The organism is Yinghuangia aomiensis (assembly GCF_039542225.1).
Classification (GTDB): domain Bacteria; phylum Actinomycetota; class Actinomycetes; order Streptomycetales; family Streptomycetaceae; genus Yinghuangia; species Yinghuangia aomiensis.
This window is the reverse complement of the sequence record NZ_BAABHS010000021.1, coordinates 36,776-62,348: the sequence shown is the minus strand read 5'-3', so window position 1 is coordinate 62,348 and position 25,573 is coordinate 36,776. Positions and strand designations below refer to the sequence as shown.

Annotated in this window: 21 protein-coding genes and 1 pseudogene; 14 read left to right on the top strand and 8 right to left on the bottom strand. The window is 71.1% G+C overall.

Going from position 1 to position 25,573, the window contains the following annotated elements; all coding sequences use genetic code 11:
- Positions 1-41: 41 nt before the first annotated feature.
- A pseudogene (locus ABEA93_RS42190) lies at positions 42-413 on the bottom strand (peptidoglycan DD-metalloendopeptidase family protein); the annotation flags it as partial.
- A gap of 813 nt (positions 414-1,226) precedes the next feature.
- Between ABEA93_RS42190 and rpsB the strand changes: the two are divergent.
- The 6 genes from rpsB (at position 1,227) to rlmN (ending at position 7,261) form a co-directional block, all read left to right on the top strand.
- Positions 1,227-2,141 (top strand): 30S ribosomal protein S2, encoded by a 915-nt coding sequence (rpsB, locus tag ABEA93_RS26825; protein WP_345678356.1) that lies wholly within the window; start codon positions 1,227-1,229, stop codon positions 2,139-2,141.
- Between the two features lie 177 nt (positions 2,142-2,318).
- Positions 2,319-3,152 carry a translation elongation factor Ts gene (gene tsf, locus ABEA93_RS26820; RefSeq protein ID WP_345678355.1) on the top strand — a complete coding sequence of 278 codons (834 nt, stop codon included), beginning with the start codon at positions 2,319-2,321 and terminating at the stop codon, positions 3,150-3,152.
- A 159-nt stretch (positions 3,153-3,311) separates the two neighbouring features.
- Positions 3,312-4,076, top strand: coding sequence for a UMP kinase (gene pyrH / locus ABEA93_RS26815; protein WP_425585114.1), 765 nt, complete (start codon positions 3,312-3,314; stop codon positions 4,074-4,076).
- A 36-nt stretch (positions 4,077-4,112) separates the two neighbouring features.
- A complete protein-coding gene (frr, locus tag ABEA93_RS26810) occupies positions 4,113-4,670 on the top strand; it encodes a ribosome recycling factor (protein ID WP_345678354.1) in 558 nt (185 codons plus the stop codon).
- Between the two features lie 152 nt (positions 4,671-4,822).
- Positions 4,823-6,040, top strand: a complete 1,218-nt coding sequence (locus ABEA93_RS26805) for a phosphatidate cytidylyltransferase (protein ID WP_425585113.1) — start codon at positions 4,823-4,825, stop codon at positions 6,038-6,040.
- A gap of 117 nt (positions 6,041-6,157) precedes the next feature.
- On the top strand, positions 6,158-7,261 hold the full coding sequence (gene rlmN, locus ABEA93_RS26800; protein ID WP_345678352.1) for a dual-specificity RNA methyltransferase RlmN: 1,104 nt from the start codon (positions 6,158-6,160) through the stop codon (positions 7,259-7,261).
- 677 nt (positions 7,262-7,938) lie between these two features.
- Here rlmN and ABEA93_RS26795 read toward each other — a convergent pair.
- The gene (locus ABEA93_RS26795) at positions 7,939-8,754 is read right to left on the bottom strand and encodes an ABC transporter ATP-binding protein (RefSeq protein ID WP_345678351.1); all 816 of its coding nucleotides are present in this window, start codon (positions 8,752-8,754) and stop codon (positions 7,939-7,941) included.
- 173 nt (positions 8,755-8,927) lie between these two features.
- On the opposite strand from ABEA93_RS26795, the gene ABEA93_RS26790 reads away from it, so the two are divergent.
- Complete coding sequence (locus ABEA93_RS26790) at positions 8,928-9,773, top strand: tyrosine-protein phosphatase (RefSeq protein WP_345678350.1); 846 nt, start codon at positions 8,928-8,930, stop codon at positions 9,771-9,773.
- Positions 9,774-9,924: 151 nt separating this feature from the next.
- Here ABEA93_RS26790 and ABEA93_RS26785 read toward each other — a convergent pair whose 3' ends face one another.
- The 4 genes from ABEA93_RS26785 to ABEA93_RS26770 form a co-directional block, all read right to left on the bottom strand.
- On the bottom strand, positions 9,925-11,301 hold the full coding sequence (locus tag ABEA93_RS26785; RefSeq protein WP_345678349.1) for an NAD(P)/FAD-dependent oxidoreductase: 1,377 nt from the start codon (positions 11,299-11,301) through the stop codon (positions 9,925-9,927).
- The gene (locus ABEA93_RS26780; protein WP_345678348.1) at positions 11,298-11,954 is read right to left on the bottom strand and encodes a pyridoxamine 5'-phosphate oxidase family protein; all 657 of its coding nucleotides are present in this window, start codon (positions 11,952-11,954) and stop codon (positions 11,298-11,300) included. The genes ABEA93_RS26785 and ABEA93_RS26780 overlap by 4 nt, the downstream gene beginning before the upstream one ends.
- 154 nt (positions 11,955-12,108) lie before the next feature.
- Positions 12,109-13,503: an aspartate aminotransferase family protein gene (locus ABEA93_RS26775; protein ID WP_345678347.1), complete on the bottom strand. Its 1,395-nt coding sequence runs from the start codon at positions 13,501-13,503 to the stop codon at positions 12,109-12,111.
- Entirely contained in the window at positions 13,488-13,979 is a 492-nt protein-coding gene (locus tag ABEA93_RS26770; protein ID WP_345678346.1) for an Lrp/AsnC family transcriptional regulator, read from the bottom strand. The genes ABEA93_RS26775 and ABEA93_RS26770 overlap by 16 nt, the downstream gene beginning before the upstream one ends.
- 239 nt (positions 13,980-14,218) lie before the next feature.
- Between ABEA93_RS26770 and ABEA93_RS26765 the strand changes: the two genes are divergently transcribed.
- On the top strand, positions 14,219-15,655 hold the full coding sequence (locus ABEA93_RS26765) for a gamma-aminobutyraldehyde dehydrogenase (RefSeq protein WP_345678345.1): 1,437 nt from the start codon (positions 14,219-14,221) through the stop codon (positions 15,653-15,655).
- Between the two features lie 267 nt (positions 15,656-15,922).
- The gene (locus ABEA93_RS26760; protein ID WP_345678344.1) at positions 15,923-17,134 is read left to right on the top strand and encodes a polyamine ABC transporter substrate-binding protein; all 1,212 of its coding nucleotides are present in this window, start codon (positions 15,923-15,925) and stop codon (positions 17,132-17,134) included.
- Here ABEA93_RS26760 and ABEA93_RS26755 read toward each other — a convergent pair.
- On the bottom strand, positions 17,121-18,377 hold the full coding sequence (locus ABEA93_RS26755) for a cation:proton antiporter (protein WP_345678343.1): 1,257 nt from the start codon (positions 18,375-18,377) through the stop codon (positions 17,121-17,123). The two genes, ABEA93_RS26760 and ABEA93_RS26755, sit on opposite strands and share 14 nt — an antisense overlap.
- A 195-nt stretch (positions 18,378-18,572) precedes the next feature.
- Here ABEA93_RS26755 and ABEA93_RS26750 point away from each other — a divergent pair, with 195 nt between their 5' ends.
- From ABEA93_RS26750 to ABEA93_RS26740, 3 genes are all read left to right on the top strand, one after another.
- A complete protein-coding gene (locus tag ABEA93_RS26750; protein ID WP_345678342.1) occupies positions 18,573-19,448 on the top strand; it encodes a DNA-processing protein DprA in 876 nt (291 codons plus the stop codon).
- Positions 19,449-19,621: 173 nt separating this feature from the next.
- A complete protein-coding gene (locus ABEA93_RS26745; protein ID WP_345678341.1) occupies positions 19,622-20,212 on the top strand; it encodes a hypothetical protein in 591 nt (196 codons plus the stop codon).
- Between the two features lie 180 nt (positions 20,213-20,392).
- Entirely contained in the window at positions 20,393-21,592 is a 1,200-nt protein-coding gene (locus tag ABEA93_RS26740) for a geranylgeranyl reductase family protein (RefSeq protein WP_345678340.1), read from the top strand.
- 273 nt (positions 21,593-21,865) lie between these two features.
- On the opposite strand, the gene ABEA93_RS26735 is transcribed toward ABEA93_RS26740, so the two are convergent.
- A complete protein-coding gene (locus ABEA93_RS26735) occupies positions 21,866-22,663 on the bottom strand; it encodes a hypothetical protein (protein ID WP_345678339.1) in 798 nt (265 codons plus the stop codon).
- Positions 22,664-22,679: 16 nt separating this feature from the next.
- On the opposite strand from ABEA93_RS26735, the gene ABEA93_RS26730 reads away from it, so the two are divergent.
- On the top strand, positions 22,680-23,258 hold the full coding sequence (locus ABEA93_RS26730; protein ID WP_345678338.1) for a hypothetical protein: 579 nt from the start codon (positions 22,680-22,682) through the stop codon (positions 23,256-23,258).
- A gap of 174 nt (positions 23,259-23,432) precedes the next feature.
- A complete protein-coding gene (locus tag ABEA93_RS26725) occupies positions 23,433-25,559 on the top strand; it encodes a serine/threonine-protein kinase (protein ID WP_345678337.1) in 2,127 nt (708 codons plus the stop codon).
- Positions 25,560-25,573: the final 14 nt, after the last annotated feature.

Below are 25,573 nucleotides of genomic sequence, written 5' to 3'. Positions count from 1 at the left end.
TGGGCGGCAGCGCCCGAAGGGCCGACGATGAGGCCCCAGTGCAGGCACACGTCGGCACAGTGCAGGGGCTGCGCGGCGACCGTGCCGATCGGGGTTCCCACGTCGACGGTCTGACCGGGGGAGACGGTGGACGCGACCGGTTCGTAGGTGGTCAGCAGATTGCCGTGCCGGATGCTGACGACGCCCTGGCCGGCAATTGCTCCGGCGAACGCGACGATCCCGGCACCCGCCGCGCGCACCGCCTGTCCGGCGGCCGCGGCGAGGTCGGCGCCGCGATGGCCGGGCAGCCAGTCCCGCTCCGGCGGCGCGAACGGCCGCACCACCACGGGCCGCGGATCGAGCGGCCACACCCACCGCCCCGACGGCGACGCCGCCCCGACCGGATCCGGCCGCGACCGGGCGGGCGCGGCCATCAGCGCGGGTAACCCGGCTGCGGTGCCGAACAATGCCCCCGCGGTCACGGCGGCAACGGCAAGCAGGCGACGGCCGCCGCCTGCGGCGGCATGGTCTGGCCGACCCGACCCGACGAAGTCGTCGGCGCCCGCCAACGGGGTCCGGGTCTCGGAACGGCCTGCGGGGGCCGGGGGCTGCGTGGTCATGCGGGAGAGATTGCCCGGGAACGCAAACCGCTGCCGATCATTGCCGTGAAAGCTGTGGAAAGACGTTTCTTCACCGGGATATCCACAAATGGTGTTGCAGGGGAGCCGCGCGACAGGGCAGCCGACGGACCGGTGGCACTGCCCGGACCACGCACGACGCCAGGGGCGGACCTCGGCCGGGCCGAGACGTGGCGCACAAGCCGAGACGCGACCAGGTGCACGAGCCGAGAGGCGACCAGCGGAGAGGCGAGCCGCGGCCGGCGAGAGTCCGATGACCGGGGGAAACGCGGCTGGGTGTCCCCGTTGGCTCCCCCCTCTTTCCCACCCGATTTCCCGTCCGAGTGGCGTCCCCGGCCGCGGGTCGCTCCCCCGTTGGCCGGTCCCGTACACTTTCGACAGCGGCCCGGCTCTCCGGGTCGACTTCGCACGCCCACCTTCGGGTCTCCCGGCGAACCGTCGGTCACACGGTGACCAGGCGAAACGCCGTCGGATCCGGTGGGACACCTCTCGGTCCGGGTGCCTGGCCCCCGGCGCGGTGTCACGGGCGTCAGGCGCACCGGCACCCGCCGGTGCGGACAACCGAGCAGGCCCCGCGGTTTCGCGGGGCGTACCACGAGGAGTGCGGCCATGGCCGTCGTCACGATGCGGGAGCTGCTGGAAAGCGGCGTCCACTTCGGGCACCAGACCCGTCGCTGGAACCCGAAGATGAAGCGCTTCATCTTCACCGAGCGCAACGGCATCTACATCATCGACCTGATGCAGTCGCTGGGCTACATCGACCGGGCGTACGAGTTCGTCAAGGAGACGGTCGCGCACGGCGGCACCGTCCTCTTCGTCGGCACCAAGAAGCAGGCCCAGGAAGCGATCGCCGAGCAGGCGACCCGCGTCGGCATGCCGTACGTCAACCAGCGCTGGCTGGGCGGCATGCTCACCAACTTCTCGACGGTCCACAAGCGCCTCCAGCGCCTGAAGGAGCTCGAGGAGATCGACTTCGACGACGTGGCCGGCTCGGGCATGACGAAGAAGGAACTCCTCGTCCTCAAGCGCGAGAAGGACAAGCTCGACAAGACCCTCGGCGGTATCCGCGACATGCAGCGCGTGCCGTCCGCGGTGTGGATCGTCGACACCAAGAAGGAGCACATCGGCGTCGGTGAGGCGCGGAAGCTCAACATCCCGGTCGTCGCGATCCTCGACACCAACTGCGACCCGGACGAGGTCGACTACAAGATCCCGGGCAACGACGACGCGATCCGCTCCGTCACGCTGCTGACCCGCGTGATCGCCGACGCGGTGGCCGACGGCCTGATGTCCCGTGCCGGTGCCTCCGCGGCCGACACCAAGGCCCCCGAGGTCGCCGCCGGCGAGCCGCTCGCCGAGTGGGAGCTGCAGCAGCTGAAGGGCGAGAAGGCGGAAGCCGCCGCCGAGCCGGCTGCCGAGGCCGCCCCGGCCGTCGAGGCCGAGCCGGTCGCCGAGGCCGCTGCCGAGGCCGAGGTCCAGGAGTCCGCCGTGACCGAGAAGGCCGTCGAGTCCGAGCAGTCCTGACGCCGTGACGCGGGGGGTACGCCGGTAAGCCGAGCGTGCCCCTCGCGTTCGTGCGGGCGGCGGCCGGAACGCGCCGGGCTCGGCCCGGCGCCGGATTCCGTGGCCCCGCCACCGCGCGGATCCGCGCAAAAACAGAAGACCACCGCGAGACGACACGCGAGAAGAAGAGATCTGACAATGGCGAACTTCACCGCCGCGGACGTCAAGAAGCTCCGCGAACTCACCGCCGCCGGGATGATGGACTGCAAGAAGGCCCTGGAAGAGGCGGACGGCGACCTGGACAAGGCCGTCGAGATCCTCCGCGTCAAGGGCCAGAAGGGCGTCACCAAGCGCGAAGGCCGCTCGGCCTCCAACGGCGCGGTCGTCGCGGTGCTGGACGGCACCCAGGCCGGTGTGCTGCTCGAGCTGAAGTGCGAGACCGACTTCGTCGCCAAGGGCGACAAGTTCATCGCCGTCGCCAACACGATCGCCGAGCACGTCGCGAAGACGTCGCCGGCCGACCTCGACGCGCTGCTGGCGAGCGAGATCGAGGCCGGCAAGACCGTCCAGGCGTACGTGGACGAGGCCAACGCCACGCTCGGCGAGAAGATCGTCCTGGACCGCTTCGCGCAGTTCGCCGACGGCTACGTCGCCGCGTACCTGCACAAGACCAGCCCGGACCTGCCGCCGCAGGTCGGCGTGCTCGTCGAGCTGTCCGCCGAGAACGCCCAGGTCGCGAAGGACGTCGCGCAGCACATCGCCGCGTTCGCCCCGACCTACCTGACCCGCGACGAGGTCCCGGCGGAGATCGTCGAGAACGAGCGCAAGGTCGCCGAGGCCACCGCCCGCGAAGAGGGCAAGCCGGAGGCCGCGCTCTCCAAGATCGTCGAAGGCCGGGTCACCGGTTACTTCAAGGAGAACGTCGTCCTCGAGCAGGCGTTCGCCAAGGACAACAAGAAGTCGGTGCAGAAGATCCTGGACGAGGCCGGCGTCTCGCTCAAGCGCTTCGCCCGCTTCCGCGTCGGCGTCTGAGCGTCCGACCAGCCGTTTCGGGCATAACCCCGGAACACGAGCGACACCAGCGGTAAACAGGTGTCCGGGGCCGGAGCACCGGCCCCGGAAACCGGGAACGACGAGGAGGCCACTTCCGTGGAGGGACCCGTGCAGGAAACCGAAACGGGGGCGGCCCCTTTGTCGTCCGAGCCGACGACCGGGGCGACCGGAGACATCGACGCGCAGGCGTACCGGCGGCGCGTCCTGCTGAAGCTGTCCGGCGAGGCGTTCGCCGGCGGCGGCGGACTCGGCGTCGACCCGGACGTGGTGCAGGGCATCGCCCGCCAGATCGCCGAGGTCGTGCGCCTTGGCACCCAGGTCGCCATCGTCATCGGCGGCGGCAACTTCTTCCGCGGCGCCGAACTCCAGGTCCGCGGCATGGACCGGGCCCGCTCGGACTACATGGGCATGCTCGGCACCGTGATGAACTGCCTTGCCCTCCAGGACTTCCTGGAGAAGCTCGGCATCGACACCCGGGTCCAGACCGCGATCACCATGGGCCAGGTCGCGGAGCCGTACATCCCGCGCCGTGCCGTGCGGCACCTGGAGAAGGGCCGCGTGGTGATCTTCGGCGCGGGTATGGGCATGCCGTACTTCTCCACCGACACCACCGCCGCACAGCGGGCCCTGGAGATCGACGCGTCGGCCATCCTCATGGCCAAGGGCGTGGACGGCGTCTACGACTCCGACCCGAAGACCAACCCCGGCGCGGTCCTGTTCGACGCTTTGGACCACGCCGAGGTGCTCGCCCGCGAGCTGAAGGTCGCCGACGCCACGGCCATCAGCCTGTGCATGGACAACAAACTGCCGATCGTCGTGTTCAACCTGCTGGTCGAGGGCAACATCGCCCGCGCCGTGCGAGGTGAGAAGATCGGCACCCTGATCAGCCGGACCAACGGCTGAGCCACGGCGACACCGGACCGGGACAGGAGCCGAGACGTGATCGATGAGACCCTCCTCGAAGCCGAGGAGAAGATGGAGAAGGCCGTCTCCGTCGCCAAGGACGATTTCGCGGCCATCCGCACCGGGCGTGCGCACCCGTCGATGTTCAACAAGATCGTCGTGGACTACTACGGCGCCATGACGCCGGTGAACCAGCTGGCGTCGTTCGCCACGCCCGAGCCCCGCATGGTGCTCGTGACGCCGTTCGACAAGGGCTCCACGAACGCCATCATCAAGGCGATCCGCGACTCGGACCTCGGCGTCAACCCGACCGACGACGGCAAGGTCATCCGCATCGTCTTCCCGCAGCTGACCGAGGAACGCCGCAAGGAGTTCATCAAGGTCGCCCGCGGCAAGGCCGAGGACTCGCGGATCTCCATCCGCGCCGTGCGCCGCAAGGCCAAGGAGACCCTCGACAAGCTCGTCAAGGACGGCGAGTCCGGCGAGGACGAGGTGCGCCGCGCCGAGAAGGAACTGGACGACACCACCCACCGGTACGTCGTGCAGGTCGACGAGCTGCTGAAGCACAAGGAAGCCGAGCTGCTCGAGGTCTGATGAACAACTCCACCTGGGGCGGCGCTCCGGAGCCCGACTCCGGACCCGGCCCGTTCCAACCGTACGACCCGTGGGCGGGCCAGGCCGTGCAGGCGCCGGACCCCTACGGCACACAGGACGCGGACGCGCTGCGTACCCAGGTGATCCCGGCGATGCCCGCCGACCCGGCGGGCATGGCCGCGAGTGCGCCCGGGCCCGTCCCGGGCGGTCCGCCCGCGGACGATTGGGCGGTCGGCGGCGACGCCGGTTCCACCCGGGCGCAGCAGCACCCGGGCGCCGCGGGCGGGGTAGACCCCCACGGTGGCGTGTACGGCGACGGATTCGGCGAAGCGCCCGGCACGGGCGACACGGGTGGTGCGGACACTGCAGACGACGTTCAGCACACCGCGTACCTGCCGGTCGCGGATCCCGGCGTGCGCCCGCCCGCCGATCCCGGCGCCGTGCCGCCCACGCCTCCGCAGCCCGCGCGCCCTCCGGTGTCCGCGGGGACGCTCGTGACCGACCGGCCGGAGCACTCCGGCGGCGAGTCCGGACGGCCTGCCCAGCCGAAGAAGAGCCGGGCGGGCCGCAACCTGCCCGCCGCGATCGGCGTGGGCGTCGGCCTCGGTGCGGCGATCGTCGTATCTCTGCTGACGGTCCCGGTGATCTTCGTCGGGATCGTGATTCTGGCCGTGCTGATCGGCCTGTGGGAGCTGTCGGGTGCGCTGAAGCGCGGCCACGGCGGCGCGGGCGCGGCGAACGTGCCCCTGGTGCCGTTGGGTGTCGGCTCGATCGCGATGCTGATCGCGGCCTACGCGCGGGGACCCGAGGGGCTCGGCATCGCCACAGCGCTCACCGCGCTCGCGGTGATGATCTGGCGGATGACCGAGGGGCCGGAGGACTACCTGCGGGACACCGCGGCCGGTGTCTTCTCGGTGTTCTACCTGCCGTTCCTGGCGTCGTTCGCGGTGCTGATGCTCGCCGACGACGACGGGGCCAAGCGGGTCCTGGTCTTCTTCCTTGCCGTGGTGTGCAGCGACACCGGCGCGTATGCGGCAGGCGTGCTGTTCGGCAAGCACAAGATGGCGCCGACCATCAGCCCCGGAAAGACCTGGGAAGGCTTCGCCGGCGCGGTCGCGACCTGCGCGGTCGCGGGGGCGCTGTCCCTGACGCTGATGCTCGACGGCCAGTGGTGGCAAGGCGCGCTGCTCGGTGCCGCCGTCGCGGCCACCGCGGCGCTCGGCGACCTCGTCGAGTCGATGATCAAGCGCGATCTCGGCGTCAAGGACATGGGCGACCTGCTGCCCGGGCACGGCGGTGTGATGGACCGGCTGGACTCGCTGCTGGCGTCCGCGCCCGCGGTGTGGCTGCTGCTGGAGATCTTCCTCTAGGCGCGGCGGACGGGACAGACGCGGCAGGGGCGGCGGACGCGGCGCGGGGCGACGGCGGACCGGGCTCGGCGTGCGGCGGCAAAAGCACCCGTTCGGACCTGCGACACTGGATGAATCATGCCCAAGCCAGGAGAGCTGACCTTCGCCGCCCCGCGCCGCGCCAAGCCGCCGCGCCACCTTGCCGACCTCTCGCCCGACGAGCGCCGCGAGGCCGTCGCCGCGCTCGGAGAGAAGCCGTTCCGCGCCGGGCAGCTGTCCCGCCACTACTTCGCCCGGCTCGCCGACGACCCGGCGCAGTGGACGGACATGCCCGCCGCGCTGCGCGAGCGGCTGGCCGGCGAACTCATGCCCGAGCTGATGACGTCCGTCCGCGACATCGCGTGCGACGGCGGCGCGACCCGCAAGACGCTGTGGAAGCTGTTCGACGGCACGCTCGTCGAGTCCGTCCTCATGCGCTACCCGGACCGGGCGACGATGTGCGTGTCGTCGCAGGCCGGCTGCGGCATGAACTGCCCGTTCTGCGCCACCGGCCAGGCGGGGCTCACCCGCAACCTGTCGACCGCGGAGATCGTCGAGCAGGTCGTCGCGGGCGCTCGCGCGCTGCAGCGCGGCGACGTGCCGGGCGGGCCCGGCCGGGTCAGCAACATCGTCTTCATGGGCATGGGCGAACCGCTCGCCAACTACAAGGCGGTCCTCGGCGCGGTGCGGCGCCTCACCGACCCGTCCCCGGACGGGCTCGGCATCTCGCAGCGGTCGGTCACCGTCTCGACGGTCGGCCTGGTGCCCGCGATGCACAAGCTCGCCGACGAGGGCCTGAGCGTGACGCTCGCGCTGTCGCTGCACGCCCCGGACGACGAACTGCGCGACACCCTCGTGCCGGTCAACACCCGCTGGCCGGTCCGCGAGGTGCTGGACGCCGCGTGGCGGTACACGGACCAGACCGGGCGCCGCGTGTCGATCGAATACGCGCTGATCAAGGACATCAACGACCAGGCCTGGCGCGCCGACCTGCTCGGCAAGCGGCTGCGCAACCATCTCGCGCACGTCAACCTGATCCCGCTCAACCCGACCCCGGGTTCGAAGTGGACGGCGTCGACGCAGGAGCGCCAGGACCAGTTCGTGCGGATGCTGGAGGCCCACGGGGTGCCGGTGACCGTCCGCGACACCCGCGGCCGGGACATCGACGGCGCGTGCGGGCAGCTCGCGGCCGCGGAAGTCTGAGCCGCGGAAGTCCGAGCCGGACGGCACGCACGCACTCGGCGGCACACCCCGCCAAGGGGCCGGTGCAGCACCCGAAAAACGCCGGAAAACAACACAGCCGGACCGCCGTGGCGTCCCCTTCCACGGCGGCCCGGTCGTGTTTCCGTCACCGGGGCCACGCACTGCCCGGGACGTTCTCGCCGGACCTGGCCCGCATCCTGCCCGCGGGCGGTCTGGTCGCGCCGCCTCCACCGAGGTCCCGTCCGGGGGTGACAAGAGTCCGGCGGGGCGGCACTGAGTCAACTGTCGCGCACGGGACCTAAGAGGGCGATAAGCGTCCCCAGGAACCTCGCAGGAAGATCACGGCGACGCCCTCGCGGACCGGCCGCCGGGTCGCCAGGACCACGTCGGCCGCCGCCGCTCCGACCGGCACGACCGGCAGGGTGGTCCCCGTGGCGACCGCATGGCCCGATACCGGGACGCGCGGCCGGTTGCGCGGTCGTGCCGAGTACCAGGACAGCCGCCGAGACCGGTCCGACGAGGGCGTTTCCGGCGGTAGCGCAGGCCGTCGCGCACAGCGGCAGGACCGTGCCGACGGCGGCTACGAGTGCCGTGCTGGGCCAGGCGCGCGTGGTCCGCGGGTGTTCCCGAACGCAGATTGCCGAGCACGATGCGGATCACCGGGCGCTCCGGCCGCGTCAGGCGTCGGTGCGCACCGGGGCGGGGCGTCCGTCGCGGAGTTCGAGCGTCCGGTCCGCGTGCCGGGCGACCTGGGGGTCGTCGGTGGCGAGCACGAGCGCGATGCCGTGCGAGCGCGACGCGCTGACCAGGATGCGCATGAGGTGGTCGAGTTCGGCGCCGTGCAGGCCTAGTCCGGGCTCGTCGGCGAAGACCACGTCGGGCCGGACGACCAAGGCACGGGCGACGGCGATGCGGCGCAGCAGTGCGGGCGGCAGTTGGTGCGGACGTTGGTCGGCGTGGTCGAGCACGTCGAGGCGGCCCATCCAGTGCCGGGCGGCGGCGAACGCGGTGCCGCGGGTGCCGGGTTCGAGGAGCAGCGGCAGCGCGACGTTCTCCAGCACGGTGAGTTCGGGCATCAGCCGGGCGCGGCCGTCGAGCATGCCGAAGTGGGTGCGCCGGAGTTCGCCGCGGGCCCGGTCGCCGAGGGTGTGCAGCGGGCGGCCGTTGAACCAGACTTGGCCCGCGTCGGGGGCGATCACCCCGGAAAGGACGGCCAGCAGCGCGGACTTGCCCGCGCCGGTGGGGCCGGTGACGGCGAACGTCTCGTCGGCGCGGATCCCGACGGACATGCGGCGCAGGATCGTCGCCGGTCCGCGGGTGACGGTGACGTCGTGCGCGCGGAGCACGTCGTTGTCGGGATTGCGGGTGCCGTCTTCGGCGACGGCGAATCCGCGGTCCGGGGTGTGCGGGACGGCGGATCGCGCGCCCGCTCCGGCCGTCCGGGGCGGCGGTGTCGCACGGGGCGAAAGGGCCGGCCGGGGTGAAAGGGCCATAACGTTACCTCCGGGACAGGACTGTCCGCCCCCGTCCCGTGCAGTGCAACGAGCCGCGCCGACACGAGGGCACGGCCGGGCCCGGCACTGGTCCGGACGAGTGGATGCGGCGATGATGGCCGCCGGGGGTCTCCGGGGCGGAGGCCCGGGTGCGGGGGAGGAACGGGGAACACATGCACGACGTCGCCTGGCTCGATCTGCCCGACCAGCTCAACGCGCGCGATGTGGGCGGACTGCCCGTCGCGGGCGGCCTGCGCACCCGCTCGGGGGTGCTGATGCGTTGCGAGACGCCGGACTTGCTGACCGCCGACTCGGTCGCCCGGCTGGTGTCCGACTACGGGGTACGGCACGTGTTCGACCTGCGGTCGATCGGCGAGGGACTGCCGGTCGCGGATTGGCCGGGGATCGCCCGGCACCGGCTGCCGTTGCTGGGGAGGCGCGCGGGCACGGCCGCCGAGGAAGCGGCGAACGAGGCGGCGACCGAGCCCGGGGCGGCGCCCGCGGGGGTCGGCGACATATCGTCGGGCCAGGTCGATGTCCTCGGCGAGGACACGGACTTGGACCTGGCGACGGTGGACGTGCACGGGGCCGGCCGGCTCTACCTGGCGATGGCCGAGCGCGGCCGTGACGCGTTCGCACGGGCGCTGGAGCTGCTGGTGAACGACGCCGCGGGCCCGACGCTGGTGCACTGCACCGCGGGCAAGGACCGCACCGGCGTGCTGGTCGCGCTGCTGATGTCCGCGGTCGGCGTGGACCGGGCGGCGATCGTGGCGGACTACGCGGCCACGCGCATCCACATCGACGAGATGTTCCGGCGCATCGACGCCATCGCCAACCAGCCGCGGCTCAAGCCCGGGACGCCGGCCGCCGCGGCGCTGCGCGACGCGGCACCCGAGTCGATGGAGGCGTTCCTCGACGCGGTGCTGGAACGCTACGGCAGCGCGGGGGAGTTCTTCGTGAAGGCCGGGGCCCGACCGGAGTGGCTGGAGCTCTGGCGGGAGCGCTTCGTCGCGGCCTGACGGTTCGCGGCCCCGACGGTTCGAGCCTGACGGATCACGGCGTCACGGCGTCACGGCGTCACGGCGCCACCGGGTGCGGAACGTGCGACGGCGCGGCAGGGGGTTCCCTTGCCGCACCGTCGCAGTACGGTCCCGTGACCGTTGCCGGGCCTCAGTGCCCGAGGAACCGTCCGAACGCGTGGGCGAGCTTCGAGTTCTTCCTGGTGCGGGCTTCCTCGCCGTCGGCGGCTGTCATGACGCGCAGGCCGATGTTGGTACCGAGCCAGCGCAGCGGCTCCGGCTCCCAGCGCGGCGACCGGTGCTGCACCCACGGGAGCCGGGTCAGGTCGGTGTACTGGTCGCGGATCAGGTCGGCCAGGGTGCGGCCGGCCAGGTTGGTGGTGCCGACGCCGTCGCCGACGTAGCCGCCCGCCCAGGCGAGCTTGCGGTGCCGGTCGATGCCGCAGCTCGCGAACCAGTCGCGTGGGACGCCGAGCGCGCCGCCCCACTGGTGGCTGATCGGCACATCCGCGGTGACCGGGAACAACTCGCGCAGCACGCGTCGCAGTTCGGCGAACACGTGGTCGTTGCGGTCGTACTCGGGGCGGACCTTCGAGCCGTAGTGGTACGGCGCGCCGCGTCCGCCGAACGCGAGCCGCCCGTCGGAGGTCCGCTGCCCGTAGACGATCAGGTGCCGGAAGTCGCTGAACGTCTCCCGTTCGGCGAGCCCGATCTCGTCCCACATGTCCTGCGGGAGCGGCTCGGTGGCGATCATCAGCGAGTACACCGGTGCCAGGTCGCGGCGGAAGCCGGGGAGTTCCGGGGTGTAGCCCTCGGTGGCGCGGACCACGACGTCGGCGCGGACGGTGCCGTAGGGGGTGACCGCGGCGCCGTCGTCGATCAGGGTGACGGGGGTGCCTTCGTAGATCGCGACGCCGCGGCGTTCGACGGCCTCGGCGAGGCCGCGGGCCAGCTTGGCGGGCTGGATGGCGGCGGTGTGCGGGGTGTAGACGCCGCCGAGGACGTCGGCGGCGCCGACCCGGGCGCGGGCCTCGTCGGCGTCGAGGTAGCGGAAGTCCTCCTTGCCGAAGCCCCACGCGTGCTGGTCCTCGACCATGTCCCAGGCGCGGCGGGTCTGCACGTGGGTGCGGGCGAGGATGACCGTGCCGCCCTTGGTGAAGCCGCAGTCGATGCCCTCGGCTTCGACGACCCGGCCGACCTCGTCGACGGTGGCGTTCATGGCGCGCTGCTGGGCGATGGCCCGTTCGCGGGTGCTGGTGCGGGCGACCTTGGCGAGGCTTGCCGGGAACAGCGCGGAGCACCAGCCGCCGTTGCGGCCGGACGCGCCGAAGCCGGCGAATTCGCGTTCCAGGACGGCGATGCGCAGGCTCGGGTCGGCTTCGGCGAGGTAGTAGGCGGTCCACAGGCCGGTGTAACCGGCGCCGACGATGGCCACGTCGACGTCGAGGTCGCCGGACAGGCGGGGCCGCGGCGTGACGTCCTCGTCGAGGGTGTCGAACCAGAGGGACAGATCGCGGTAGCCGGTCACCGGCGCCACGTCCTCACGTACTCGGGAACCGGCAGCTCGAAGCGCAGGTCCGGGGCGGGAATCGGATCGTAGAACGTCTCGCCGAGGGGGACCGTTCCGGCCCATATCGGGGTGTCGAGGTCGTCCGCGTCGTCGTCGGGGTGCCCGGCGGAGATCTTGACCGAGGTCTCGTCGAGGGGCAGCGCGAGGACCAGGGTGGCGGCGAGTTCCTTCGCCTTGTGGGCGCGCAGTTCGGCGCGGCGGCCCGGCAGGAGGTGGTCGGTGAGCGTGTCGAGCGCGGTCGTCTTGGCGTCGCCGTCGAGGACTTCGCACACGCCGAAGACCATCGCGCTGCGGTAGTTCATCGACGACTCGAACGCGGAGCGGGCCACCACGAGGCCGTCGAGAAGGGTGACGGTCAGACACGTCGGGGCGCCCGCGGCGAGGCTGCGGAACAGGCGGCTGCCGGTGGAGCCGTGGATCAGGACGCGGTCGCCGTCGCGCGCGTAGGCGACGGGCAGCACGTAGGGCCGGCCCTGGTCGTCGCTCACCGCGACGTGCGCGACGAGGGCGGCGTCGAGCACGCGGTGCAGCACGTCGCGGTCGGTCACCGCCTTCTCGCCGAGGCGCCGGACGCGGGTGCGGTCGGTGGAACCGGGGGAGGGGAGTGCCACGGGGCCTTCTCTCGGAAGCGCGGGTACGACTGTGCCGTCGGCGCGGCCCACGGAGGGGCGCGCCGACGGCACAGTGTGAGGGTTCGTCAGTATTGCCGGGGAGTGCTGCGGACCGCGGCGAAATACGCGGTCCGTGGACGAACCTCCGCGCGGATCAGAGCTTGGTCCACGCCTCGGTCAGCACCGAACGCAGGATCTGCTCGATCTCGTCGAACGTCGACTGGTCGGCGATCAGCGGCGGCGACAGCTGGATGACCGGGTCGCCGCGGTCGTCGGCGCGGCAGTACAGGCCGGCGTCGAACAGCGCCTTCGACAGGAAGCCGTAGAGGACGCGCTCGATCTCGTCGTCGTTGAAGGTCTCCTTGGAGGCCTTGTCCTTGACGAGTTCGATGCCGTAGAAGTACCCGTTGCCGCGGACGTCGCCGACGATCGGCAGGTCGAGCAGCTTCTGCAGGGTGGCCAGGAAGGCGCCCTCGTTCTCGAGGACGTGCTTGTTCAGGCCCTCGCGCTCGAAGATGTCCAGGTTGGCCAGCGCCACCGCCGACGAGACCGGGTGGCCGCCGAAGGTGTAGCCGTGCAGGAACATCTCCTCGCCCTTGTAGAAGGGCTCGGCGAGGCGGTCGGAGACGATCATCGCGCCGATCGGGCTGTAGCCCGAGGTCATGCCCTTGGCGCAGGTGATGATGTCCGGCACGTAGCCGAACTTCTCGCAGCCGAACATGGTGCCCAGGCGGCCGAAGGCGCAGATGACCTCGTCCGACACCATGAGGACGTCGTACTTGTCGCAGATCTCGCGGACCCGCTGGAAGTACCCGGGCGGCGGCGGGAAGCAGCCGCCGGCGTTCTGGACCGGCTCGAGGAAGACCGCGGCGACGGTCTCGGGGCCCTCGTTGAGGATCTCGTACTCGATCTGGTCGGCGGCCCAGCGGCCGAAGGCCTCCGGGGAGCCGTCGGCGAGGAACTCCGGAGCGCGGTAGTGGTTGGTGTTCGGCACCCGGAAGGTGGACGGCACCAGCGGCTCGTACGGAGCCTTCAGACCCGGCAGGCCGGTGATCGACAGGGCGCCCTGCGGCGTGCCGTGGTAAGCCGTGGTGCGGGAGAGCACCTTGTGCTTGGTCGGCATGCCCTTGAGCTTGAAGTAGTGCTTGGCGAGCTTCCAGGCGGACTCGACCGCCTCGCCGCCGCCGGTGGTGAAGAAGACCTTGTTGAGGTCGCCCGGCGCGTAGTTCGCCAGGCGCTCGGCCAGCTCGATGGCCTTCGGGTGGGCGTAGCTCCACACCGGGAAGAACGCCAGCTCTTCGGCCTGCCTGCGGGCCACCTCGGCCAGCTCGGCGCGGCCGTGACCCGCCTGGACGACGAAGAGGCCCGCGAGGCCGTCGATGTACTTGCGGCCGTTGGCGTCCCAGATGTTGACGCCGTCACCCTTGACGATCGTCGGAACGGGCGCGTTCTCGTACGACGACATGCGGGTGAAGTGCATCCACAGGTGGTCGTACGCCTTCTTCGAAAGGTTGGCGGTGTCGAGCTGTTCGGTCATCGAGTACCCCATGTGTAGGTCTGCTTCCGGAGCTTGAGGTAGACGAAGCTCTCGGTGCTCCGTACTCCGGGGATTGCTCGGATCCTCTTGTTGATGAGGTCGAGCAGGTGGTCGTCGTCCTCGCAGACCAATTCCGCGATGAGGTCGAAGGAGCCCGCGGTGATGACGACGTAATCAACCTCGTCCATCGTCGCAAGGATGTCCGCGACCGGCTCGATATCGCCCTCGACGCGCAGACCGACCATCGCCTGGCGGTGGAAGCCCACCGTGAGCGGGTCGGTGACCGCGACGATCTGCATGACGCCCTGGTCGAGCAGGCGCTGTACGCGTTGGCGCACCGCCGCCTCGGAGAGGCCCACGGCCTTCCCTATCGCGGCGTACGAGCGGCGTCCGTCCTCCTGGAGCTGCTCGATGATCGCCTTGGACACGGAGTCCAGCGATCCGCCGTTGTTCCTGTCTCGACTGGCCACGTCGTCACTCTGCCTCATGGATCGGGTCTTCCGCAAGGGAATCCGTTGACTTTGGTCGTGATGGCAACTGATTCAGTTGTCCTGTCGGGGTCATGCTGATGATCCCGACAGATTTGGGGTTACTCTTGGCGCGAAGACGGCAGGTTCCGCGCGGGCGCGCGGAGCGACCACCCGGATACCGCAACGTCACGGCATCCTCCCGCGCCGTCCGGGCCGGCGTACGACCACTCCGGTGAAGTCCAGAGGAGACTGGGGACATGAGCGAACTGCGGACCCTGCGCAACTTCGTCGACGGAAAGTTCGTCGACGCGATCGACGGCCGGACCATGGACGTCGTGGACCCGGCCACCGGCGAGGTGTACGCCACCGCGCCCCTCTCCGGTGCCGACGACGTCGACGCGGCGATGGCCGCGGCCGCCAACGCCTTCGAGACCTGGCGGGACACCACCCCCGCCGAGCGGCAGCGCCTGCTGCTGAAGATCGCGGACGCCTTCGAGGCCCGCGCCGACGAGCTGGTCGCGGCCGAGTCCCGCAACACGGGCAAGCCCGTCGCGCTGACCGCCTCCGAAGAGGTGCCGCCGATGGTGGACCAGATCCGGTTCTTCGCGGGCGCCGCGCGGATGCTGGAAGGCAAGTCGGCGGGCGAGTACATGGCCGGCCACACGTCCTTCGTCCGGCGTGAGCCGGTCGGCGTCTGCGCCCAGGTCACCCCGTGGAACTACCCGATGATGATGGCGGTGTGGAAGTTCGCCCCGGCCATCGCCGCGGGCAACACCGTCGTCCTCAAGCCGTCGGACACGACCCCCGACTCGACCGTCCTGATGGCCGAGATCATGGGCGAGATCCTCCCGGCCGGCGTGTTCAACGTGGTCTGCGGCGACCGTGAGACCGGCGCCGCGATGGTCGCCCACAAGACCCCGGCGATGGCCTCCATCACCGGCTCCGTGCGGGCCGGCATGGCGGTCGCCGAATCCGCCGCCAAGGACCTCAAGCGCGTCCACCTGGAGCTGGGCGGCAAGGCCCCCGTCGTCGTCTTCGCCGACGCCGACGTCCCGGCCGCGGCCGAGGGCATCGCGGGCGCCGGCTACTTCAATGCCGGCCAGGACTGCACCGCCGCGACCCGCGTCCTGGTGCACGAGGACGTCCACGACGACTTCGTCGCCGCCCTCGCCGCCGCCGCCAACGGCCTCAAGACCGCCGGCCCGGACGTCGAGGACGCGGACTTCGGCCCGGTCAACAACGCCAACCAGCTCGCCCACGTGGCCGGCTTCATCGAGCGCCTCCCGGCGCACGCCAAGGTCGAGGCGGGCGGCCACCGGGTCGGCGAGAGGGGCTTCTTCTACGCCCCGACCGTCGTCTCCGGCCTGAAGCAGGACGACGAGATCATCCAGAAGGAGGTCTTCGGCCCGGTCATCACCGTGCAGAAGTTCTCCGACGAGGCCGAGGCGATCGCCAACGCCAACGGCGTCGAGTACGCCCTCGCGTCGTCCGTGTGGACCAAGGACCACGCCACCGCGATGCGCCTGGCCAAGAAGCTCGACTTCGGCTGTGTGTGGATCAACACCCACATCCCGCTGGTCGCCGAGATGCCGCACGGCGGCTTCAAGCACTCCGGCTACGGCAAGGACCTGTCGGCGTACGGGTTCGAGGACTACACGCGCATCAAGCACGTGATGTCGTTCATCGAGGGCTGAGCTTCCGGCTCCGACGGGAGCCGGTCTGCTTGTCGCGACGCCGCCCGGGCCTTGTGGCCCGGGCGGCGTCGCCGTGTCCCGGCCGTTTCCGGGCTGTGTCCGGGGCCGGGACCAAGCTGTCAAGGCGGCCGCGTCACGGCTGACACCCTGCGTGTTGTTCCCCCTTTGCGGAGAGCGGCAGGATGCACCAGGCCCGGTGTGCCGTCTCCGCCGGGCCCGGCCCGCGCAACCCGCGAACGCCGCAGCACATCGAACGAGGAGCCCCGCATGATCCGCGACCGCGCCCTGCCCGCTTTGCGCATCGGCGGCCGGAGCGTCGACCGGCGGGCCTTCCTCCGCGGCGGCGGTGCGCTCGCCGCGGCCGGGACCCTCGCCGCGTGCGGCGTGCCGTCCGCCTACGTGGCCGAGGACAAGCGCACCGGCACCGACAAGAGCGCGACCGAGAAGCGCGTCCGCTTCTCCAACTGGGCGCTCTACATCGACGTCGACGAGGACGACGCGGAGAAGCACCCGACTCTCGACCAGTTCACCGACCAGACCGGCATATCGGTGAAGTACACCGAGGAGATCAACGACAACGACGAGTTCTTCGGCAAGATCCACCCGGCCATCCAGGCCGGCAAGGAACCGGGCCGCGACCTCATCGTCATCTCCGACTGGATGTGCACCCGCTTCGTCGGCCTCGGCTGGGTCCAGAACCTCGACAAGGCCAACCTGCCGAACGTGCAGGCCAACCTCGCCGAGACGCTGCGCAGCCCCGGCTACGACCCGAACCGCGACCACACCGTGCCGTGGGCGTCCGGGATCACCGGCATCGCGTACAACAAGAAGCTCGTCGGCCGCGAGCTGCGGCACGTGAGCGACCTGTGGGCGAAGGACCTCGCCGGGCGCGTGACGCTGTTCTCCGGGTTCATGGAGGCCGTGACGCTGCTCATGATCGGCGAGGGCGCGGACGTCACGGCGTTCACCGAGAAGGACGTCGACACGGTCATGTCGCGCGTGCAGAAGCTCGTCGACCAGAAGCACATCCGCAGCTTCACCGGCAACGACTACACGTCCGGCCTGGCGTCCGGCGACGTGCTCGCGTGCATGGCGTACTCCGGCGACGTGCTGCAGCTCCAGCTCGACAACCCCGACATCGAGTTCGTGGTGCCCGAGGAAGGCGCCGAGCTGTGGTCGGAGAACCTGATGATCCCCAACCGGGCATCGCACAAGGCCAACGCCGAAGCGCTGATGAACTTCTACTACGACCCGGAGGTGGCCGCCGAGCTGGCCGCGTCCGTGCAGTACATCTGCCCGGTGCCCGCGGCCCGCGAGATCCTCGCCAGGAACGAGGACAAGGAAATCGCGGAACTCGCCGAGAACGAGCTGATGTTCCCCAGCGACGAGACCCAGGCCCGGCTGCACACCATGCGCGAGGTCGGCGTGGACGAGAGCCGCGGGTGGGAGAAGACGTGGGGCGGGATCATCGGTCTCTGAGGATTTCGTCCTCGGGATCGCCGGTGTCGTCGCTTCCGGGTTGCCCCTCGCCGGTGCCGGGTGCGGCTTCCCGCCGCCCCAGCGCCAGCTGCGGGAAGATCAGCACGGAGAGCATGCCGGCGCCGACCATCGCGGCCGCGGAGCCGGACCGCAGGTAGTCGTTCTCCACGGCGATCGTCGTGATCACCACGATCAGCGGCAGCGCGGTACTCGCGAAGAGCGCCAATTCGCGGCTCTCGGGGGCGAGTTCGCCGCGGCGTGCGGAGATGTACGTCGGCAGGCCGCGCACCGCGAGGAACAGCAGCAGGAAGACGGGGATCCGCGCCAGCAGCCCCGGGTCGTGCAGGAGCGCGTCCAAGTCGAACTTGACGCCGCTCATCACGAAGAAGATCGGCACGAGAAACCCGAACGCGATCGCGTCCAACTTCGCCGACACTGTCTCGACGAGACGCTCGGGCGCGTCGGCCAGCGCCAAGCGCAGCACCAGGCCGGCGGTGAACGCGCCGATCAGGTTGTCCAACTCCAGCCGGTCGGCGAACCAGACCAGTAGCACCATGACGAGCATCGCCAGGCGGATGGCGAGCTGGCCGCTGGAGTACAGCGTCTTGACCACCAGCCGGTCCAGCCACCGCGGATTCGGCTTGACCGCCAGCCACACGCACACCGCGGCCAGCACCGCGAAGATCGCCAGCGCCGCCACCGTCGCCCCCGGATGCCGCCCGCTGAGCAGCAGCGCGATCGCCACGATGGGCGCGAACTCGCCGACCGTCCCGATCGCCATGACGTGCGCCCCCAGCGGCGTCGGCAGCAGCCCGGCATCCCGGATGATCGGCAGAAACGTGCCGAGGGCGGTTGTGGTGAGCGCCAACCCGACCGAGATGCCCGTCGTCGACGGATCGTGAAACGGCAGCGTCATCGCCAACCCGGCCGCCAACCCCAGCCCGAGCGACACAAACCACACCCCGACCGCGCTCCGGAGCGGGGCCCCTTTGATCCGCGGCACGTCGATCTCGAACCCGGCCAGGAACATCAGCATGACCAGCCCGAAGTCCGACAACGCCACCAACGGCTGCCCATCCGGCGCCACCCACCCGAACACCGCCGGCCCGGCCAGGATCCCGAACACAATCTCCACCACCACCAACGGCACCCGCATCCCCCAACGCTCCAACCCGGCCCGCGCAATGGGCGCGAACGCAAAGAGCGCGACGACCACGACCAGGTCGGCGGTGTCGAGGGTCATGGAGGCTCCGGGGGGTGGGGCGTGACTGCGTGATGCGACGTTATGGTGCCGAGGCAGTAGGGCGATTGGTGATCATATGGAAAGAAATGTGTGCACGGTTGATGGCGCGCCAGACCTACCCGGCGGTTGCACAGGGTTACCGAGTCAACAAGGCGTTCGCCCGGCTGTGAGGGTGCGGGTTCCTATACTTGCGCCATGGACCAGGACCTGGAACGCGCCGCTCTCGTCGCACTGCTGCGACAGGCGGACGGCCCCTGGTCCGAGGTCACCGACCGGATCGAGAACGCGGGGAGTGCGCGCGAGGTCCTGGAAAGGCCCGACGGCCAGGGAGCCCTGTTCGCCACCGAACCTGCCGTGGACCTCGACGAGATCGTGGCCGAGATCTGCGCGTGGGAGCGCGAGGGCATGCGGCTCGTCACGATCCTGGACGAGGACTACCCGCTGTATCTCCGGTTGGTTCACCAGCGCCCTCCCTTCCTGTTTCTGCGCGGCGCGGTCGCCGAAGACGATCTGCGGGTTGCCGTCGTCGGCACGCGCACACCCTCGGCGCAGGGAGTCGCGCACGCCCGTGCGATCGCGGGTGGTCTTGCGGAACGCGGCGTTACCGTGGTCTCCGGCCTGGCCGCCGGTGTCGACACCGCGGCCCACACCGCCGCGCTTGCCCACGGCGGACGCACGGTTGCCGTCGTCGGGACAGGGCTCCGCCGCTGCTATCCGGCACAGAACGCCTGTTTGCAGCAGGAGATCGCGACCCGTGGACTGGTCGTCTCCCAGTTCTGGCCGGACGCACCGCCGTCCAAGACGTCGTTCCCGATGCGCAATGCGGTCATGAGCGGATACAGCCTCGCGACCGTGGTGATCGAGGCGGCATACCGCAGCGGTGCCCGCATGCAAGCCCGCCTTGCCCTCGAACATGGGCGCCGGGTCTTCCTCATGCGATCCTTGATGACGCACGAATGGGCACGCGACTACGCTGCGCGACCGAACACCACCGTGATCGACGGGCCCGAGGATGTGTTCCGGCGTATCGACTCGCTCGTTCCAGCGGCGGGCGAACTGACCTGGACCTAGGCGGATTGAACACGCGTGACAACAGTCGGGGAACTGTCCGCACGTTACGCCAACTCCTTGTCCATCCGTTGGTGTCCAGGCCCGGCGTGTGTCAGGTCTGCCGGGGCCCTGCCAAGACGGAGTACGCGACCTGCTGGCCCTGTCGCGAGGCGCGGAAGATCCTGGGGGCGGGAGTGGCCGATGCCGTGATCCCGGTCAGCCTGGCCCTCAAAGGGGAGCAGTACGCCAACGAGCTTTGGCGCTACAAGAACGCCGCGGGGCCTCAGCAGCAGTACTTCCGGACCGGACTGGCAGCCGTTCTTTGGCGTTTCCTCGACCGTCACGAGCGATGCATCGCCGACCACTGCTCGGTTCCGGCGCTGAGGGTGGTGACGACCGTGCCCAGCACCAGCGGCCGGGTCGACCACCCTTTACGCACAATGGTCTCGGTCATGGTGGGCGCCACCCGTGACCGCTACCGCGACATGCTCATAGCCGCGCCCAATGCGTCCGAACTCGGCCGTACGGCCTCCTCGTTGCGCTACACATCCGAGGCCCTGCGTGACGAGAGCGTGCTCCTCGTGGACGACACGTGGACTACCGGAAACCATGCTCAGTCCGCGGCATCCGCCCTCAAGGCTGCGGGTGCCGGCAGGGTGGCCGTCGTTGTCCTCGGGCGCCATCTCAACACCGACTTTGGGGACACGGCCACTCACGTCGAGCGGGCACGCCTCCGTCAGTTCTCCTGGGAGTCCTGCGTGCTGTGCAACCCGCATTCCGGGTGAGCCGCGGTCGCCTGGCCTTTCCATCGTCCACTTGGTCCGATCGACTGCGGCTTGCCATGCAGCGGCAGCTTGGCCGCTCGCTTTTGCTCACATTGTCCAGCTGCGGACATTCCCCCCCCCCACGCGTGGGAGCCGTGCCATGACTCGATCCCAACCCCCGCGCCACTAGGCTTCTGACCCATGACGACCACCCCCCTGCCTGCGTCCGTCGAGCCTGCGCGTGGTGAGGGTGGGTGGGATGTCGTCGTGATCGGGGCGGGGCCTTCGGGGGCTTCGGCGGCGTTGGCGGCGGCTGCGGCCGGGTGTCGGACGTTGTTGGTGGAGAAGGCCGTGCTGCCGCGGTACAAGACGTGCGGTGGGGGGATCATCGGGCCGTCCGCTCAGGCGTTGCCGGCCGGGTTCCGGCTGCCGGCGAAGGATCACGTCAAGGCGGTCACGTTCACCATGGACGGGCGCTGGTCGCGGACCCGGCGGGCGCGGCGCGGGGCGCCGGTGTTCTCGTTGGTGAATCGGCCCGAGTTGGATGCCGCGCTCGTCGACGAAGCGCGGAAGGCCGGGGCCGAGGTGCGGGAAGACACCACCGTGCAGCGGCTGGAGCAGGACGGGGACGGGGTCGTGGTGACGCTCGTCGGCGGCGAGACGCTGCGGGCGCGGGCAGTCGTGGGAGCGGACGGGACCGGGCGTACGAGCACGTACGTCGGCGTCGTCTTCGACCAGGTCGACCTCGGTCTCGAAGCGGAGATCCCCGTGCCGGCCGAGGTGGCCGCGCACTGGCGCGGCCGGGTGCTCATCGACTGGGGGCCGGTGGCCGGTTCGTACGCATGGGTCTTCCCGAAGGGCGACACGCTGACCGTCGGGGTCATCTGTGCGCGCGGCAACGGCGAGGCCACGCGGGAGTACCTGCGGGACTTCGTGGCGCGGCTCGGGCTCGCCGGTTTTCGGCCTTCGGTGTCGTCCGGGCATCTGACGCGGTGTCGGGCGGACGGGTCGCCGTTGTCCCGCGGGCGTGTACTGGTCGCGGGTGACGCGGCCGGGCTGTTGGAGCCGTGGACACGCGAAGGGATTTCGTTCGCGCTGCGGTCCGGGCGGGCCGCGGGGGAGGCCGCGGCGGCGGTGGCGGCCGCAGCCGACGACGCGGGGGTGGCCGACGCTGCGGACGCGTACCGCACGGGCATCGAGGCGACGCTCGGGCGCGAGATGCGCGCCGGGCGGATCATGCTGGCCGCGTTCGCGCGGCATCCGAAGGTGTTCCACACGGCGGTGACGATGATCCCGAAGGCGTGGGGCGCGTTCGAGCGGATAGTGCGCGGCGACCGGACGCTGGCGGACTACGTCGAGCGCCGCCCGATCCGCCGCGTCCTGGACCGCCTCGCCCGCTGAGGCACATGGCGGGGAGCGGGGCCGGGGGAGCGGGAAGTGCGGGACAAGGGGGCGCCCAGCCGCACGAGTCTCGGCGCGGCTTGGCCGCCGATTCCAGAGTCCCTCTGCCACCACACCTGCAATAAGGCCGAGCCCGCTCGCACGAGTCCCGGCCCGGCTCGCCAGCCGATCCAACGCCCCCGGCCATTACACCCGCATCCCACCCCCCCACCACGCAGGACGGGCCGCCGGATCCCCGGCGGCCCGTCCGCGACTCGGCGTCGTGCGCCTCGCTCACGCCTCCAGGTCGCGACGCCTCCGCATCCGGGTGAAGCCGACCATCGCGGTGCCCAGGATCAGCAGGCCGAGCGCACCGCCTGCCATCGACAGGCCCCACGGAACGAAGCCGGTCTTCGGCAGGCTGCCGGAAGTGCCGGAGCCACCGGTGTCGGTCGAGCCGCCACCTGAGCCCCCGCCGACCGCGTTGGGCCCGTTCCCCCCGTTGCCGCCGCCTGCCGTGCCACCCGATCCGCCGGCCGACCCGGCTCGCGAACCGCCGCCGGAGCCACCGGAGTTGCCTCCGCTGCCGGGGGCGATGGTGAAACCGATGACGTTCGGGTCGTTGCTGCCGAATGCCAGGCGCAGCGGGCCGTCCTGGCCGAGGACCACGTCGAGGTTCGTCGCGCCCTGCGGGACCACGACGACGCAGAACGTGGAGATCAGCGCGCTGTCCTCGAGCGGCAGCCGGACCGCGGCGCGGGCCGCACGGGGTTCGTCGGCGCGGATGGCCGGGGCGTACTGCACCGTGGCCGTCCACGACCGCTGTTCGCCCGGCTTCAGCTCGGGCAGGGTGCAACGGAACGTCGTGCCCCAGGCGCTGCTCAGCGGCTTGGCGGGCACGCAGCCGGGCACGTCCAGGATCTTCAGCTCGTTGGTGCTGAACGCGTAGACGTCGCGCGCCGGCTGGGTGCGTTCGGTGCTGTTGCCGACGGTGAACGGGATCGACCCGATGCCCGTGGTGCCGTCGAAGGTGATCTGCCGGGAGATACCGACGCCGTACGTGTGCGGCTGACCCGACGGGCTCGGAGACACCGAACCGCCCGTCCCCGTGGGCGACTTGCTGGGCGTCGGCGTGGATGTGGTCTTGGACGGGCCCGCCGACGGACTGGCGGACGGGCTCGCCGAAGGCGATCCGCTCTTCGTCGGCCTCGTCGTCGACGGCTTCGGTGAACCGGACGGTGACTCGGACGACTCCCCCCCACCCGGTTTCGACGTCGACGAAGACGGCGACCGCGACGAAGATGGCGACCCGCCATGCCCCGGCTTCGATGTCGACGCGGACGCCGACGGCGACTTGCTGTGCCCGGTGTGCCCGCCGGACCCCTCCCCGCCGGATCCCTCGTGCCCGCCGGACCCTTCGTGGCCGCCGGACCCCTCCCCGCCGGCGCCGATGCTCACCGAGACCCCGACCCCCACCCCGGTCGTGGACCGCCCGCCGGACGTCGACGGGGCGCCGAGCGCGAGCCCGGCCTGCAAGGTCAGCGCCAAACCGATCGGGAAAGCGACAACAACTGCCACCTTCCGGCCGCTTTCCGATCGGATCGCGGAAGCGAACGATCGAATGGGTGGTTGCGCTCGCAATGATCGAAGTGTGCGTGGGATGTCCACGCGCAGCCCCCTCCGCTGAAATGGCCGGATGACCGATCCTGGAATGTGATCCTTTTATCGCCGGTCATTATCCGTCGGCCGTGTCGCCTTGTTTTACCATGGACCGCCGGAAATTCTGACGGGGTTCCCAGGGTGTGGCTTCACCCGATCGAGGGTCGATCGCGGGGCCGCTTCCGGGGGCTGGGGGTGGGCGATGCCGGGCGGGTGGGCGAGCGGTGAGGGCGGGCACGTGGTCGGTGGCCGATATCGGCTGGTGGGGGTTATCGGCAGTGGCGGCATGGGCACCGTGTGGCGGGCCCATGACGAGCTGCTCGACCGGCCGGTTGCCGCGAAAGTCCTGAATATCAGTTTCGGCCACGGGGCCGAGGATCAAAATCGCCGCGAGCGGTCGCTGCGGGAAGCGCGCGCCACCGCGCGAATTAATCATCCGAATGTCGTGCGGGTGTACGACTATGTCGAGGACGACGACCGCCTGTGGATCGTCATGGAACTGCTCGACGCCCGTTCCCTCGACACCGTGCTCGCCGAGGACGGCCCGCTCACCCCGCGCGACGCCGCCGCGATCGGCGTGCAGATCGCCCGCGCGCTGCGCACCGTGCACCAGCACGGCGTCCTGCACCGCGACGTGAAGCCGGGCAACGTGCTGATCGAAGCCGACGGCCATGCCGTGCTCACCGACTTCGGCATCGCCGCGCTGGAAGGCACCAGCGGGCTGACCGGCACCGGCGCCATCGTCGGATCGCCGGAGTTCATGGCGCCCGAGCGCATCGAGAGCGACGACGCCGGACCGGCCTCCGACCTGTGGTCGCTCGGCGTGACGTTGTGCGCGGCGGTGACCGGGAGTTCGCCGTTCCGCCGGTCGACCCCGGTCGCGACGCTCGCGGCCATCGTCATCGCGAAACCCGAAGTGCCGCCGGAGACCGGCCCGATGGAGCCGCTGATCCGCGCGCTGTTCGGCCGCGACCCGGAGACGCGTCCGGTGGCCGCCGAGGTGATGGCCACCCTCGAAGCCGTGCTGTCCGAGGACGCCCGCCGGCATGCGGCCGATCCGACCGTGGAAGTCACCGCACGGACCGGAAGCCCGGCCGGAAGCCCGACGGGGAGCCCGACCGGCAGCCCGACCGGGAGCCCCGCAGGCCCCCCGCCCGGCCGCCTGATGCCCGACGCGCCGCTGCCCGAAGTCCCCGGCACCGGCGGGGTGCCGGGCATCGCGGCCGCCGCGACCGAAGTCGTGTCGTTCGGCGGCGCGGGCGCCGCATCGCGGGCTCCCGCCGGGGCCGCCGCGCCCGGAGCGGTCGACGCGCCGGGAGCGAACCGCGGGACCTCCGACGTGCTCGACGCCGATGCCACGGTCAGCGCGGCCGCGGCGCCGACCGACGTGCTGCCGCGGGTTCCCGCACCGCCGCCGAGCGGCACCGGGACGAACGGCGGCACCGGCACGAGCGGATCGGGCGCCACCAAGCCGCTCACGTCCGCCGGTCTCCCGGACGGTGGATCACCCGGCGGACCCGACTCCGGGCCGGGCGACGCCCCGGGCAGCGAGCCGGGCGGCGGCGGACCCGACCGCCCCGCCCGTGCATGGTGGCGCCGCCGTGTCGTGGTGCTGCCCGCCGCGGCGCTGGCCGTCGCGGCGGTCATCGCCACCGCGGTCCTGTCGTCGGGCGGCGACGGGGAGAAGAACGACGTCGGAAAGTCGTCGAGCCCGGCCCCGACGAACGCCGCGCCGGCCACGGCGGCGACGAACCCGCCTCCGACCAAGGCGGCTTCGGCCGCACCGACGTCGCCCGCGTACCCGGTGGCGGCAGCCTCCGCCGCCCCCGCCGGGACACCGGTGAACACCGCCACCGAGAACGGCCGCTTCTCGTGGCCCGTCCCGCAGGGCTGGAAGCGCAACGAGCAGGACCAGACCGTCGGCTACACCGACCCCGCGGGCCGCACGACGCTGTACGCGCGCACCGCGTTCCAGCAGACCAACGACCTGCTCGGCGTCTGGCGCGACCGCGAGGGCAAGGCCACCGCGGTGCTGGCGAACTATCAGCGCGTGCTGTTCGAGGAACGCACGATCCGCGGGCAGCGCGGCGTGGTGTGGGAGTCGACGTGGACCGAGGCGGGTGTGGCCCGCCATGCGATCCTCGCCGCCTACATCGCGAACGGCGTGTACGTCGAGGTGGACGTCTTCGCCGACGAAAGCACCTGGCAGCGCGACGAACCCCTGTTCCAGTGGGCGCTCCAGAGCATCACGCCCGCAGGGAACACCGGGAACACCGGGAACACCGGGAACACCGGGAATGCGGGAACCGGCGCGACCCAGGCAGCCTGAACCGCAAGCGCGAC